The organism is Butyricimonas synergistica DSM 23225 (assembly GCF_000379665.1).
In the GTDB taxonomy this organism is placed as follows: domain Bacteria; phylum Bacteroidota; class Bacteroidia; order Bacteroidales; family Marinifilaceae; genus Butyricimonas; species Butyricimonas synergistica.
On the sequence record NZ_KB903370.1, the window covers coordinates 176305 to 192013 of the forward strand.

At 46.0% G+C, this 15709-nt stretch carries 11 protein-coding genes and 1 rRNA gene; 5 read left to right on the forward strand and 7 right to left on the reverse strand.

The genetic code is table 11. From position 1 onward, the window contains the following. The first annotated feature begins 92 nt into the window (after positions 1-92). The 3 genes from A3CY_RS0117095 to A3CY_RS0117105 are packed head-to-tail and all read left to right on the forward strand — an operon-like array spanning position 93 to position 5475. Positions 93-1124 (forward strand): efflux RND transporter periplasmic adaptor subunit, encoded by a 1032-nt coding sequence (locus A3CY_RS0117095; protein WP_018339164.1) that lies wholly within the window; start codon positions 93-95, stop codon positions 1122-1124. Further along, positions 1124-4198, forward strand: coding sequence for an efflux RND transporter permease subunit (locus A3CY_RS0117100; RefSeq protein ID WP_018339165.1), 3075 nt, complete (start codon positions 1124-1126; stop codon positions 4196-4198). Before A3CY_RS0117095 ends, A3CY_RS0117100 begins: the two co-directional genes overlap by 1 nt. Beyond that, positions 4195-5475 carry a TolC family protein gene (locus A3CY_RS0117105; protein ID WP_240388177.1) on the forward strand — a complete coding sequence of 427 codons (1281 nt, stop codon included), beginning with the start codon at positions 4195-4197 and terminating at the stop codon, positions 5473-5475. The genes A3CY_RS0117100 and A3CY_RS0117105 overlap by 4 nt, the downstream gene beginning before the upstream one ends. A 135-nt stretch (positions 5476-5610) precedes the next feature. On the opposite strand, the gene A3CY_RS0117110 is transcribed toward A3CY_RS0117105, so the two are convergent. The 3 genes from A3CY_RS0117110 to mazG form a co-directional block, all read right to left on the reverse strand. After that, positions 5611-8841 (reverse strand): FAD-dependent oxidoreductase, encoded by a 3231-nt coding sequence (locus tag A3CY_RS0117110; RefSeq protein ID WP_018339167.1) that lies wholly within the window; start codon positions 8839-8841, stop codon positions 5611-5613. Positions 8842-8947: 106 nt separating this feature from the next. Beyond that, the gene (locus tag A3CY_RS0117115) at positions 8948-9298 is read right to left on the reverse strand and encodes a hypothetical protein (RefSeq protein ID WP_018339168.1); all 351 of its coding nucleotides are present in this window, start codon (positions 9296-9298) and stop codon (positions 8948-8950) included. A gap of 10 nt (positions 9299-9308) precedes the next feature. Beyond that, entirely contained in the window at positions 9309-10100 is a 792-nt protein-coding gene (gene mazG, locus A3CY_RS0117120) for a nucleoside triphosphate pyrophosphohydrolase (RefSeq protein WP_018339169.1), read from the reverse strand. 103 nt (positions 10101-10203) lie between these two features. Here mazG and A3CY_RS0117125 point away from each other — a divergent pair, with 103 nt between their 5' ends. Continuing rightward, positions 10204-11151 (forward strand): PhoH family protein, encoded by a 948-nt coding sequence (locus A3CY_RS0117125; RefSeq protein ID WP_026207804.1) that lies wholly within the window; start codon positions 10204-10206, stop codon positions 11149-11151. A gap of 20 nt (positions 11152-11171) precedes the next feature. After that, on the forward strand, positions 11172-12122 hold the full coding sequence (locus A3CY_RS0117130; protein WP_018339171.1) for a phosphoribosylaminoimidazolesuccinocarboxamide synthase: 951 nt from the start codon (positions 11172-11174) through the stop codon (positions 12120-12122). 32 nt (positions 12123-12154) lie between these two features. Here A3CY_RS0117130 and A3CY_RS0117135 read toward each other — a convergent pair whose 3' ends face one another. The 4 genes from A3CY_RS0117135 to rrf form a co-directional block, all read right to left on the reverse strand. Then, complete coding sequence (locus A3CY_RS0117135; protein ID WP_026207805.1) at positions 12155-13750, reverse strand: S8 family serine peptidase; 1596 nt, start codon at positions 13748-13750, stop codon at positions 12155-12157. 55 nt (positions 13751-13805) lie between these two features. Continuing rightward, complete coding sequence (locus A3CY_RS0117140; RefSeq protein WP_026207806.1) at positions 13806-14279, reverse strand: low molecular weight protein-tyrosine-phosphatase; 474 nt, start codon at positions 14277-14279, stop codon at positions 13806-13808. Positions 14280-14376: 97 nt separating this feature from the next. Further along, positions 14377-15327, reverse strand: coding sequence for a signal recognition particle-docking protein FtsY (gene ftsY / locus A3CY_RS0117145; protein ID WP_018339174.1), 951 nt, complete (start codon positions 15325-15327; stop codon positions 14377-14379). Between the two features lie 128 nt (positions 15328-15455). Next, positions 15456-15566: ribosomal RNA gene (gene rrf / locus A3CY_RS0117150) — 5S ribosomal RNA — on the reverse strand. Positions 15567-15709: the final 143 nt, after the last annotated feature.

The window sequence follows — 15709 nt, forward strand, 5'->3', positions numbered from 1 at the left end:
AATGCGACGAATTGACCAATCGTACCATAAAAACAACCTTTATAAATCGATGCCGAAGAGAGAATTTTGTAGCGGAAATAAAACGAAAAATCATGACACAATTTATCAAACGAACCTCGCAATGCTATTGGCTTGCTATCATTACGATTCTCACGGGTTGTTCCGACCGGAAAGCCGCCACGAACCCAGAACCTAAAAAAGTGGTGACCGAAGTCGTTGTCTCCTCCGAGAATATCATGCAACGTTCTTACGTGGGTGTGATCGAAGAAGAAGCCGGGGCTTCCATCAGTTTCGGGATAGGCGGAAAAATTGAACAAATACACGTCCGGGAAGGAGAAGCCGTGCAAAAAGGAAAACTGTTGGCACAATTAAACGACGCTTCGGCCAAAGACCTTCTGGATGCGGCTTCAGCCACGCTCGAACAAGCCAAGGACGGCTACGTCCGATTAAAACAAATGTACGAGGGGGAAAGCCTGCCGGAAATAAAAATGGTGGAAATAAACACGAAACTGCAACAAGCACAGTCCACATACAATATTGCCTGCAAGAATCACGAAGATTGTATGCTCGTCGCCCCCTTCGACGGCGTAATCGGGAAGAAAATCTTTTCCGTGGGGGAAACCGCCATTCCGGGACAACCCGTGTTCACGTTACTGCAAATAAATCACGTGAAAGCCAAATTTGCCGTACCCGAAACGGAAATATCCGGGCTGACCGCTTCTTGCCGTTCACAGGTGCAGGTGGCAGCATTAAATAACCGGAAATACGAGGGCGAAAACCTTGAAAAAGGAATTGTCGCCAATCCCGTGACCCGAACTTACGACACCCGGGTTGTCCTGCCGAATCCCGACAAGGAATTATTACCGGGGATGGTTTGCTCCGTCGCCGTATTTACAGACAATGATGCGCGGATAACGGTTCCGTTGACTGCCGTACAACGGGATGCAGACGGACTATCTTTCGTGTGGAAGGTTTCAGAGAACAACACGGCACTCCGCGCTCCCGTCACGATCGGTACTCCTATTGGCAACCGAATAACGATCGTTCATGGCCTGACGGTAGGCGAACGCATCATCACGGAAGGGTATCAAAAAATAAGCGAAGGCAATAAAATCATATTCTAATGAAAAAGAAATTCAATTTTGTCCGTTGGGCAATGGAAAATTACCGGATCTCCATGCTGATTGTTATCCTTTTGTTTATTTTCGGCATACTCGGCATTAACAAGATGCCCAAGCAGGAATTCCCGGAATTTACCGTTCGGCAGGGTGTCGTGGTAGGCGTGTACCCCGGAGCATCGGTCAACGAGGTCGAAGAACAACTGACCAAACCGCTGGAACGGTTCCTGTTCACGTATAAAGAAGTAAAACGAGCCAAAACAATCTCCACCTCCCAACACGGAATGTGCTATGTCATGGTAGAATTGAACGATGATATAAATAACAAGGACGAGGTATGGTCTAAGATCAAACACGGGCTTTCCCTGTTTAAATCTCAATTGCCATCGGGGGTACTGGCTGTCATCGCTAATGACGATTTCGGTGATACTTCTGCCCTGCTGATTGCCGTCGAATCTGACAAACGTTCCTACCGGGAACTGCAAACCTACGTCGACGATCTAAGCGACCGCCTCCGCCAGGTAGAATCCGTATCGAATATCCGTCCCTACGGCATCGTAAAAGAACAAATCACGATTCATGTAGACCAGGAGCGAATGGCTGCCTATGGCATCAACGAGAAAATACTGTCGGGCATCCTGTTCTCGCAAGGATTCACGACAAGTGGCGGTTCACTTGAAAACGACGACATGAATATCCCGTTGCACCTCGCTCCCGCGCTGAGCAGTGAAGAAGAAGTAGCTAACCAAATCATCTACTCCGATCCACAAAACAACGTTGTCCGCATCAAAGATATAGCCCGTGTCACCCGTGAATACGACGCTTCCGAAAGTCATATCAAAAATAACGGGCATCCCTGCGTGATCCTTTCCCTTGAAATGCGAGGCGGATTCGATATCGTGGAATACGGGAAAAACGTGGATAAGGTACTCGACAATTACCGGGAACAGGTGTTGCCCGACGACGTATCTATCAGCCGCATAGCCGATCAAGCAAAAGTAGTCGGGGAGTCCGTTTCCTCCTTCCTGCACGAGCTAATCATCGCTATCGTGATTATTATTCTGGTTATGATGATTTTATTCCCCTTTCGTTCCGCCCTCGTCGCGGCAATCACGATTCCTTTCGCCACATTCATTTCCGTGGGTATCATGTATATATGCGGCATACCCTTGAACACGGTAACTCTGGCAGCGCTTATCGTGGTACTGGGAATGATCGTGGACGACTCCATCGTCATCATCGACGGCTATCTGGATTATCTTAACAAAGGATATTCACGCTGGCACGCCGCTATCAAGAGTGCCAACCAATATTTCCTGCCGATGTTGCTGGCGACAGCTTGTATTTGCGCTATATTCTTCCCGATATTGTTCACGCTGACGGGACAGATCGGAGATTTCGTGACTTATTTCCCCTGGACGATCACCATCAACCTGATGGTTTCGCTGGTACTCGCCGTCACGATCATCCCGTTGCTGAACACGTGGATTATTCGGAAAAGATATATCAAGACCAACAAAAAAAGCCTTACCGATCACGTGCAGAGACTCTACGAACGAGTGTTGGTATGGACCTTCCGCCACCCGTGGATCACCATCGGTTCGGGCGTGGCATCCGTTCTGATCGCGATAATGATCGTTCCCCTGTTGCAATATCGGATGTTTCCGGTAGCTGACCGGGATCAATTTGCCGTGGAGATATACCTGGCAGAAGGAACACCTTTATCCCGCACGGAACAAGTTGCCGATTCTGTGTATTCCTTGCTCAAAGCGGACAAACGTGTCACTTCCATCACCTCCTTTATCGGTTGTTCCTCCCCGCGTTTCCAAACTTCATACGCCCCGCAGATGCCGGCAAAGAATTACGCGCAGTTTATCGTGAACACCACCTCCATCAAGGATACCGAGGACATTTTGGATAAATACACGAATCAATACGCCGATTTATTCCCCGACGCTTACGTGAAATTCAAACAGCTGGATTTCCAAGTCGTACCGGAATTGGAATTTCGCTTCCAGGGAGAGAATATCGATTCTTTACACCGGGCTGCCAATATCTTAATAGATCACTTGCGCACCATGCCGGAACTGGCACATGTCTACACGAATTACGACATTCCCCGTCCCGTGATGGAAATCACGCTTGATCCCGTTGCCGCTTCCCAGCTGGGAATCACCCGCTCCTCGATGGCACTCAACCTTTCGATAGCCACCGCGGGCATACCGATCGGTTCCGTGTGGGAAGGAGATTACGCACTTCCGGTTGTCATGAAAAACGCCCGTAAAGACAGCCTTACGGCACAGAATATCAAAGACCTTTACCTCCCGGCTACAACCTCTCCGACATCTGTTCCGACACGCCAGATAGCAAGCGTCAAGCCCGTGTGGCACGAGAGTAAAATCGTGCATCGCAACGGTACGCGTTGCCTTTCCGTGATAGCCGACCAGCGGAGGGGTGAAAATACATTGGAAACCCTAAGCAAAATTAACAAAGCGATAGCCGGGGAATTGCAAGGACAATTCCCCGCGGGATTGACCCCGGAAGTCGGCGGAGAATACGAATATGATATGGAAACCCTTCCTCCCATCATGTCCGGCTTGGGGATCGCAATGGTCATCATATTCTTTTTCATCTTGATTAGTTTCCGAAAATTCGGGATTACCGCCGTAGCCATGCTCTCCATGTCGTTGAGCCTGTTCGGTGCTATGATCGGGCTATGGATTGCCGGTAAAACGATTAGTATTACTTCCGTGTTCGGATTTATCACACTGCTGGGAATGATCGTGCGAAACGTTATACTGATGTATCAACACGCAGAAGACCGCCGTATAAATCATCGTGAATCCGCACGTGAGGCAGCATATGACGCGGGCAAACGGCGCATGGTTCCCATATTCCTGACAACAGCAACCACTGCCACGGGAGTAATCACCATGATCGTCAGCAACAGCACCTTCTGGACGCCCGTGGGAGTTACCATTTTCGCGGGAGGTATCGGTTCCCTGCTACTGGTCATCACCATCCTCCCCGTGGTGTACTGGAAACTCTATTCAAAAAACGATAAACGATTGAAATCATGAAACATATCTACCTTTTACTATTCTGCATGGTATTCCTGCCTTTTATGACACGTGCTCAAGTGTACACGCTGGAAGAGTGCCTCACCGCCGCACTCGAGAAAAATAACAAGATTAAAAACAGCCTGCTGGAAATGGAAATGGCTCGGCAAACCCGTAAAGAGGCTTTTACCTTTTATTTTCCGCAAGTTTCCGCATCGGGGATGGCGTTTCAAGGTAGCCGCAACTTGTTGCAGGCAGACTTGGATCTTTTCGGTATAGCAAATGTACCTTTATCTTTCATTAAAAAAGGAGTATTCGCGACAGCCACAGCCGTACAACCTGTTTTCGCCGGACTGCAAATCATCAATGGCAACAAGCTGGCAAAATTAGGCGAAGATGTCAGTGTGCTGCAACATCGTTTGACGGAGAACGAAGTAAAACAAAAAACCGTGGAATACTACTGGCTGATTGCCACGCTGAATAACAATCTCTCCACTCTCGACGTTGTAGACAAATTACTAACAGAAATTTATCGGCAAGTAGAATTAGCCGTTAAAACCGGACTCACAACCCGGAATGATTTGCTACGAGTCGAACTCCGGCAACAAGAAATCGCCAGCCAACGCCTGAGAGTCGAAAACGGTCTGCGAGTTTCAAAAATGGTGCTGGCACAATACATCGGGGCTGATTTCACTTCATTTGATATTGCCACGGATGAGTTCGTGCAACCCGAACCGCCCCTCGGCTATTACATCGCTCCACAGGATGCCGTACAACAACGGATTGAATACCTTCTGGCTCAAAAAAACGTGGATGCCCAAGGCTACCAAATCCGGATGGAGCGCAGCAAACATCTTCCCCAAATAGGTATCGGCGTGGGTCATGTCTACTACAATATTCTGAAAAAAGACGTGAACACGGAACTCGCCTTCGCCAGCGTATCCGTTCCCATCTCTTCCTGGTGGGGAGGTTCACACGTGATTAAAAAAGCCCGTGTAAAAAAGGAACAAGCCGAGAACGATCGCAAAAATGCAGAAGAATTACTCATGGTAGAAATCGAACAGCTATGGAGCGAACTCACGGAAGCCTACGCCCAAATCGAACTGGCACGGAAATCCATCGCTTCCTCCACCGAAAATCTACGGTTGAACAAACAACATTTCAGTGCCGGAACGTCCTCGTTGAGTGATTTATTGAATGCCGAAACCCTGTACACGGAAAGCTGCAATAATTACACCTCCGCCTGTGCCGAGTATCAAACCAAACTATCCAACTATCTGACACATACACGTCCTTGAGATTTGCCTTCGGCAAAGTTGCAGGTTACAGGTTGAGCCTTCGGCTCTGTAAGTTGAATATTCAACCGATATCAACTTGTAACCTGCAACTTGCCGAAGACAAATGCAACCTGCAACAGAGCCCACAGGACTCTCTCATTTAAACGCTTTCTCCGACAATCCCGGGGCGTTCAATTTTAGTTTATCAAAATATTCCGGAACCGGACGTCCCATTAATTTGTCTACATACATCTTGGCAAGATACTGCGACAACATGAACCCGTGTCCTCTCATCCCGACGAATAAGCCCAATTCGGGGTCTATAATATAGCGAGGTTCCGTGTAATATCCCGACCATGTAGCCTGTATGCTTACGCCTGCCAACTTAGGCATCCAATCCACGAAGAACTCACTGATAATCTCAATAAACTCCTTCGTGTTTAGAATCAAATTCTTGTCCGTCCGCAAAGCATCCACCCGCGGAGAAGCACACCCGATAATCTGTCCCGTGTGTACCAACTGTTGTCCGTACACGGCAGAGAATCCCTTGTACTCTTGGCGATCGATCAACATATCCAGACTATCTCCATTCTTACCCAACATCGGCAGGCGACGGGTGATAAATGCTTGATGGCGCACGGGATACAATCCGGCATGGATACCCAATCCCTCGCATATCTTACCAGCCCCGGCTCCCAAAGCATTCACGAACACATCTGTGCGGAACTCCACGTATTTCTTATCATGAGTCAATACCAGAATACTATAAGCAGACCCTTCCTTCATCACCTCGAGCACCTTGCAATCTTCCACAACACGCCCTCCCGCATGAATCCCCATGTTCCGAATCAAATCAACCACTTTACCCGGCGTAGCCTGCCAACAGTCATTCGTAATCAAAGCTCCTAGATAACGTTTGGATTTCGTGTCAAAATAGGGAGATATTTCCTTTTGGAAATTCTTCGGCTCTACCATATAAGCATCCGACCAAGCTCGGCTGGCATCCAAAGCCTCGAATGTAGCCTCGTCATGTGCCAGATTAATATATCGGGTTGTCTTGTAATCAATATTAGAAAGCCCCTGTAATTCCTTAAATATAGCGTGATTGTGTTCCGCGATCTCTGCCAGTTCCGGCAAAGAGAACGCCGTACGACCTCCGCCGATATTTCTCCACGACGAACCCCTGTCGGCATTCACAAGCACGGGATTCAATCCCGCTTCCGCCATATAACGGAACAACGCACTACCCGCAATACCGCCTCCGGCAATCAACGCACCGACCTCCACTTTCTTGAAATCGGAACGGTTAGCCACCCGGTACTCTTCCCCTCGCTTCGGCGGATACAACTCACCCAAGTTCAATTGATTGGACAACGGGGCTCTCGGCGTGGCATCTCCCACGATCTCGATTCCCTTTGCCCGCAAAGCTGTCTTCAAACGGGGAATACAACGTTTACCGCGACAGGGCCCCATCCCCAGACGAGTCGTGTGCTTGATCTCATCAATAGAAATAAACGTGCGGTCGCCCACGATTTTCATCACGTCATCCAAAGTCACGTCATCACAATGGCAAATAAACGTAACTCCCTTCTCATCCTTCAACAAAGGTTCTAGTTCCAAACATTCCGGGTAACGCTCTTTCAGCACAAAGCCTCTTACCTTTACCAACTCTTCGTCGTGAATATTCAATGCTTTCACCCGGGCAATATTCGTCTTATTCGGTTTGTGCAGAACTTTCTCGACAATTCCATCCCCTAACCTCTCTCCGTAATTATTCACGAGATAAACCACTTCTTTTTCCTTCACCTCGTACTCGATCGGCAGGAATAAACTGTCTTTCCGCAAATCATAACCGAAAATAGCCAATCCCGGACATTGATACACGCATTCCATACATCCAATACATTTGTCGTAATCCACGTGCGGTACCGTCGAAGTAGAACTCTTGGTGATCGCCCCATGCGGACAAGCAAATGAGCAAGGATTACAAGCAAAACCGTACAAACAATCCATTTGCACGAAGCCTCTCTTTCGCATACGCTCCGTATCCGGCAGACAGGGAGCTTCCAGTATCCGAACCGGATGCTGTTGCGCGTCGATATATTCTTTGGATAAAACTAAATAATCGTCATAACTCACCCGGGTACCCATATCCAGCATGATCTCCGTGGCTGCCTGTTTCCCTCGCAACACGGCACTCGTGCCTTCCCCGATACGCACGGCATCTCCGGCTGCATAGCAACGTTCGCCAAACACGGCACGTCCTTTCGTCAACAATTGATTATCTGGAATTAACCCGGTACAAATATTAATCACATCGATACCTTCCAAAATCCTTTCCGTACCCGGCACCGCTTTAAAATTCTCGCATTCGGCAATCACGGCTCCTTTTATTCCAGTATGGTCCTCATTCGGGATTGCTTTCAACAACACGTGCGAAGTCATAATAGGAATTGCCAACCGACGTACACGGTTTGCTTGAACGGGGAATCCTCCTTCTTTCGGCATCGCCTCGATAATCGCTTTCACGTTAGCACCTGCCTGCATTAACTGGTAAGAAGTCAAATACCCGATATTTCCGGCACCCACCGTCAGGACATTCTTCCCTAACAGTGTCAATTCATTATTCATCATTTTCTGCACTACCGCGGCAGTGTACACACCGGGCAGATCGTCATTCTCGAAAGCCGGCATAAACGGAACCGCACCCGTGGCAACAACCAGATACTCGGTATCCACGAAGAAAACCGTATCCGTTTCCAAATTCTTCACGGCGATCCGCTTTCCCTCCAAAACATCCCACACCGTGGAATTCAGATAGATTCCCTCCATATTCTCCCCCGCCAGCGTCTTGGCTATATCAAAACCACGCATACCGCCAAAACGTTTTTCCTTTTCGAAAAAAAAGAACTGGTGAGTCTGCATATTAAACTGCCCCCCGATCTTGTCGTTATTATCGATCACGATATTATCCACGCCATATTTATTAAATTCCTCCCGCACTGCCAATCCTGCCGGACCGGCTCCCACGATAACCACCGTGGTACGAAGGATTTTCCGGGTTTCCTGTCCATGCGCATCACAACGTTCGGGCATCTCCCCTTGTGCAAGTTCCCTCACCTCTTTCACCCCGTCCACTTTCGTTACACAAATACGCCGAACCTTACCGTCGACCAACATCTCACAAGCACCGCATTTCCCTATACCACAAGCCAACGAACGCCCCCGCCCGTCTATACTATGGCTATGCACGGGAAAACCCGCCTGATGTAATGCAGCCGCAATGGTATAACCACATTCTCCTTCTACTTTCTTTCCGTTAAAAGTGAACACCACTTTATTTCGTTTTGGCACATCCAGAATAGGATGCAAATTAATTTTCGACATAAGTATATTATTAGTTAGGTTATTAGATTCTTCTGCAATATAGAATATAGAACAAAAAAAAAAGCTGACAAAAGTCAGCTTTTCAAATTTATCACTCTTTTAACATTTAATTCTTCTCTCTGGAAAACGTAAATTTACCCTCTATTCCTTGCCCGTCCTTACTCAGACCGACAATCGTATCATCATCCACCAACACTCCGAACCAACTGTCTAATTCGTAATCTATCTCGTGTTCGGAATGAATAATATCAAATTCCTCGGCATCCAGTTTCACCTTATGTCCTTCCAACGATCCGATTAAAAACTCTTGCAACATATATGCGTCGTCATCATTCAACTTATCCGTAAAAATAATTCTTCCGGACAATTCATTCCCTTCCTGCTTCAAGAATAACTCTCCTTCGGCTACACCGTAACCGTAATCCTCCTTGTATTTCCACTTACCCGTTAAATCCACCTTAGTAATTTTAGATTATTTCCTGTTTCTTCGCCTCGTTCCAATACTCGTCCATTTCTTCCAACGTCATATCGTTCAATTTCTTTCCGGCTTCATTCGCCTTTTCCTCGATAAACGAAAAACGGCGGATAAACTTCCGGTTTGCCTTTTCCAGTGCATCTTCCGGATTAATCCCGTACAGACGTCCGGCATTAATCATGGCAAACATGAAATCACCGAATTCCTCTTCCATATGTTCTTGATCTGCTTTCGCCACTTCTACTTCCAACTCTCCAAGTTCTTCCCGCACTTTCAGCCACACGTCCTCCTTCTGGTGCCAATCAAAGCCAACTCCCCTCACTTTATCTTGTATCCGATAAGCCTTCACCAATGCAGGCAAGGCATCGGGTACCCCTTCCAACACCTTATGATGCCGTCCCTTTTCCTTCAATTTCAATTGCTCCCAGTTACGACTCACGTCATCCTCGTTCTCAACCTTCACATCCCCGTATATATGAGGATGCCGGTAACGCAACTTCGCACAAATCTCTTCCAGCACCCCGGTAATATCAAATTCGCCTTTCTCCTCGCCGATCACAGCATAAAAAACAATATGCATAAGTAAATCCCCCAACTCCTTTTTCACCTCCTGCATATCCCCCTTTACGATGGCATCACCCAACTCGTACACCTCCTCCACGGTCAACGTCCGCAATGACTCTAACGTCTGTTTATGATCCCACGGGCACTTTTCCCGCAGTGTCGACATTATATCTAATAACTCGGCGAAAGCCTCTTCTTGTTTACTAAAATCCTTCTCCATGTTTAACTTCACGCTAATGAAAAATTTTCAATTCTCAACTTTTAATTTTCAATTGTTTTCCCTACTTTGCACCTGCAAAAATAAGCTATTTATTTTAAGTTTCATGATAGAGAAAAGAATAAGTATTGGAAACATTGATCCGATTGACTTTTACGGCATTAACAACGCAAAATTCATCACGTTAAAAGAATTTTTTCCAAAATTGAAAATCACAGCCCGGGGGGATGAAATCATTATTCAGGGAGAAGAAAGTGATATTAACGTCCTCGTGGCAAAAATTAATGCCCTCTTGGAACATTATAATAAATACAATATGCTCACGATAGCCAACCTCAAAAGAATCATTCTTGAGGATGAAATCGTAGAGGACCCTGAAGACCCGGCATCCATCATTGTTTTCGGAAACAACGGGAAAACCATTCGTGCCAGAACGGCAAATCAGCGAAAATTGGTTGATTTAGAGAGGACGAACGATTTACTTTTTGCCACGGGACCTGCCGGATCGGGAAAAACCTATACAGCAATAGCACTAGCTGTCAAATCCTTGCGTAACAAAGAAGTAAAACGCATCATACTCAGCCGCCCCGCCGTGGAAGCCGGCGAAAGCCTAGGATTTCTGCCGGGTGACATGAAAGAAAAAGTAGACCCCTACTTGCAACCCTTGTACGATGCTCTTTCCGATATGATACCACCCAAGAAACTCTCGGAATACTTGGAAACGGAAATCATACAGATTGCCCCGCTGGCGTACATGAGGGGACGCACCCTGAATGATGCTTTCGTTATTCTCGACGAAGCCCAGAATACGACAAAGAACCAATTAAAAATGTTCCTGACACGTATGGGTGTCAATGCCAAATTTGTAGTCACGGGTGACATGAGTCAAATCGACCTGCCCCGGCACAGCGACTCGGGACTTATCCATGCTTTCAAATTACTGCATGGCATCAAGGGCATCGCCTTTGTCGAGTTCGACACAAGTGACATCGTGCGCCACAGGCTGGTAAAGGACATTGTCAACGCATATAATAACGAAGAAAAAACTAAATAACGGATCTTAAAGCAAATAACATGGAAGCGATTGTAAAAACAAATTTCAAATTTCCGAAACAGAAGGATGAATACGTCGGCAAAGTACGTGACGTGTATAACATCAACGACGAATACCTCGTTATGCTGGTATCCGACAGAATTTCCGCTTTCGACGTGGTACTCCCGAAAGGAATACCTTACAAAGGACAAATCTTAAACCAGATTGCCGCAAAATTTCTGGATGCGACAGCAGACATCGTGCCGAACTGGAAAATAGCCACACCCGATCCGATGGTAACCATTGGTCACAGATGCGAGCCTTTCAAAGTTGAAATGGTCATCCGTGGTTATTTGGCAGGAAGCGCATGGAGAGAATACAAAGCCGGAAACAGAACCCTTTGCGGTTTGCCTTTACCTGAAGGTATGGTAGAGAATCAAAAATTCCCGACGCCACTCGTTACCCCGACCACCAAAGCAATGGAAGGACATGACGAGAATATCTCTAAAGAGGAAATCATCGCTTCCGGATTGGTAAGTAAAGAAGATTACGAGGCTATCGAGAAATACACCCTTGCCCTTTTCCAAAGAGGTACTGAAATTGCAGCTAAAATGGGATTGATTCTAGTAGATACCAAATACGAGTTCGGTAAAAAAGACGGTAAGATCTATTTGATCGACGAAATACATACGCCGGACTCTTCTCGTTATTTCTACGCAGAAGGTTACGAAGAACGTCTTGCCAAAGGGGAAAAACAACGCCAATTATCCAAAGAATTCGTACGCGAATGGTTAATGGAAAATGGTTTCCAAGGAAAAGCCGGTCAGCAAGTACCTGAAATGACCCCGGAAGTGGTAAACAATATTACCGATCGTTACATTGAATTGTACGAACATATCACCGGAACGAAATTCGTGAAAGCAGAGAACACCAACGTTCTCGCCCGTATCGAAAAGAACGTGAACGACTGCCTTGCCTCGTTATTGAAATAAACAAAAAGCCCGCTCACGAGCGGGCTTTTATTTTACTTTGCCATCTCCTCCGCTAACTTCATAGCTTCATACCCGTTCAACATTCCCCCGCTAATACTCATATCACTGAATTTAAGAGGAATCCGGACAAGCTTACACGTCTGGTTACAAGGAGTTACAGTCTTCATTAAAATGTCTTTCACTTGAGCCGCTGTCAAACTCGGGTAATACATACGAATAAGAGCTGCAACACCCGCACATACCGGAGATGCCATACTTGTCCCTGATTGTTGAGCATAGCCACCCGGCACCTGGCTATATATGTTATGACCGGGAGCGAACAAATCAACCGACTTCTTTCCGTAATTGGAAAAAATCACCAACTTGTTATTCTTATCTACAGCTCTCAAATTAGACCCGTGTGCCCCGACACATATATAACAAGCCTGTGTTTCCGGTTTGGAGGGGCGTCCGGGATAAACGTTCACTTGATCTATATTCTTACTATTATTCCCGGCTGCACGTACAATCAAAACATCATGAGCAGCCGCATAATCCATCGCTTCTTCTATCCATTTTTGCGTACTGCTAAGAGCTGTATATTTCCCGAAGCTCATGTTTATCACCTTCGCCCCGTTATCCACAGCATAACGAATCGCTAAAGCAATATCTTTATCTTCCTCGTCGCCCCCGGGAGGCACCACTTGCAACAACATAATCTGTACCCCCTGGGCAATACCGTACACCCCCGAATTGGGCTCCTGTACACCTCCAATCGTGGAAGCGACGTGAGTACCATGCTTGCTACACGAGGCTATCGGGAAATAAGGATGACCATATTTTCGATCGTTCATATCATAAGGATCGTCCCCTATCACTTTACGAATATCAAAAGCAATTGTAAATAACTCTTTGTCCGACTCTATTGTCCGCAGAAGGATGCGTTCCTTCGTGAGAATCTTTTCCACTGTATCCGGCTCTACCCGGGGCAATGGCTTCCCGGCTTTAAGCATTTCTATTTTCTCCTCGTTCGTCAATACCGGCTCAGTGGCTTTTCGAACCATATGCTCCTTATACGCCTTTTTAAACCAAGCTTGCTTCTTGATTCGCTTGATCTCTTTCAATTTCTCTTGCGCCTCTATACTCTCTCGTTCGTATTCAACTTTTCTGATACCATAAGTACGATATAATGAAACAAACAAATCCCGTTCCTCCTGGGACATCTTTCTCATATCGCCTTTGTAAGTCTTCAGCAGCCAACTATACGTGCGCAATTCTTCAGGGACACCCCGAGATTGGGAATCTCCATCCCGGGTTCCCATGAAATTCCACCCGTGAATATCATCCGTGTAACCGTTATGGTCATCATCTTTTCCATTTCCGACAATTTCTCCCAGGTTACGCCATAACACGGGACGTAACATTTGTGCTGTCGTGTCAAATCCCGAATCGATCACGGCAACAATCAGGGATGCGGGCTTCTTTCCCGGTAACAATTCCTTGTAAATACGATGTACCCCGGTTCCGAACATACTGTCCTGCTCGACATCCCGCAAGAACCAATCTAAAGGATAGCTTTCCCTTTGTGCCTTACTTATTTCCGGCAACACGAAAAGCATCAAGAACGCCAACAATTTCATTTTATTCATCATTCCACTTTTAAATATTATCTTGATATTCCCCAAAACACCTCGTCAATAATCTTTAATCTTCCAATCGTTCCAATAATCCTTCCACGGCATCTTCCAGCAAATCCAACACCAGTTCAAATCCCGCATCCCCTCCATAATAAGGATCGGGCACACTATCCCGATAAGAAAAACGCTGACAGAAATCCGTCATCTTGTAAATCTTCTCCCTCTCTTCTTTCGTACTTGCCATCCGTCGCAAATCCCGTACATTCTGATCGTCCATTCCGATAATCATATCAAAGTTCTCGAAATCCGCATCAGGATAAAACTTTCGCGACAAACTGGTTAACTCGTACCCCCTCCGGATTGCGTGCCGCTGCATACGTTCATCTGCTGGGTCCCCCGAATGATAACCACTAATACCAGCCGAATCAATATAAAACTGTTCCTCCATTCCCCTCTCCTTCACGTAATGCTTCATAATTGCCTCGGCGCTAGGAGAACGGCATATATTTCCCAAACAAATAAATAATATCCTTCTTTTCATACCAACTCGTTTAAAAATAAAAGGTTTATAAAGTTCATAAAGCAGAACGGACACCCGTAACTTTACAAACTTTATAAACCTTATAAACTTTAAGAACTCAATTAAACAAGGAATCTACAAACTCTTCCCGGTTAAATACTTGTAGATCATCTATCTTTTCCCCTATACCGATATATTTTACCGGAATCTTAAATTGATCCGAAATACCTATAACGACTCCCCCTTTTGCAGTACCGTCCAATTTCGTGATTGCCAAAGCATTCACCTCCGTTGCCAGAGTAAACTGTTTAGCTTGTTCATATGCATTCTGCCCGGTAGACCCGTCAAGGACAAGCAATATTTCGTGCGGGGCATCAGGGATAACCTTTTGCATCACTTTCTTGATCTTGGTCAACTCGTTCATCAAATTAATTTTATTATGAAGCCGACCTGCTGTATCAATCAACACGATATCTGCATTTTCCGCTTTTGCTTTGCTCAAAGTGTCAAACGCCACGGATGCAGGGTCAGCACCCATCCCTTGTTTCACGATAGGCACCCCGACACGCTCTGCCCAAATCACCAATTGATCGACAGCCGCAGCTCTAAAAGTATCAGCGGCACCCAAGACAACCGACTTCCCGGCAGCTTTAAATTTATGTGCCAACTTCCCGATTGTCGTCGTTTTCCCAACACCATTCACCCCGACAACCATAATCACGTAAGGTCCGTGTCCTTCAGGCAAACTCAAAGAATCATAATCCGTCGAATTGTTTTCTTTTAACAAATCAACAATCTCTTCTTTCAAAACCCGATTCAACTCGTCCGTACCTATATACTTGTCACGTTGTACTCTTTTTTCTATCCTATCTATAATGCGAAGAGTCGTATCTACACCCACGTCAGAAGTAATTAATACTTCCTCCAAATTATCCAGCACTTCGTCATCAACCTTTGATTTTCCGACAATTGCCCTGGATAACTTTTTGAATACACTCTCTTTTGTTTTCTCTAACCCTTTGTCAAGGCTTTCTTTCTTCTTGCTATTAAATAAACCAAATAATGCCATTTCCACGTAAATTGATTCAGAGCACTAAGATAGGAAAATAAATTGAAAATTGAGAATTGAAAATTGAAAATGATTCGGATACTATAAAGATAAAAAAAGAGCGAGTCATTTGAACTCGCTCTCTCTAAATTTGGCATCGACCTACTCTCCCACCTTTCGGCAGTACCATCGGCGCTAACGGGCTTAACTTCTCTGTTCGGGATGGGAAGAGGTGGATCACCGTCGCTATAGACACCGTTTAATACCATTCAAAGTCGTTTCCAACTCACGTCACTCCAGCGTGGCACTCTTGCCAACCGTGACAAATATCTTTAAAGTCCATTATTCATTCATGCCTTCAAGCGATTGTTTTGACAATCGCTTGGAACGTTAATCGAATCAT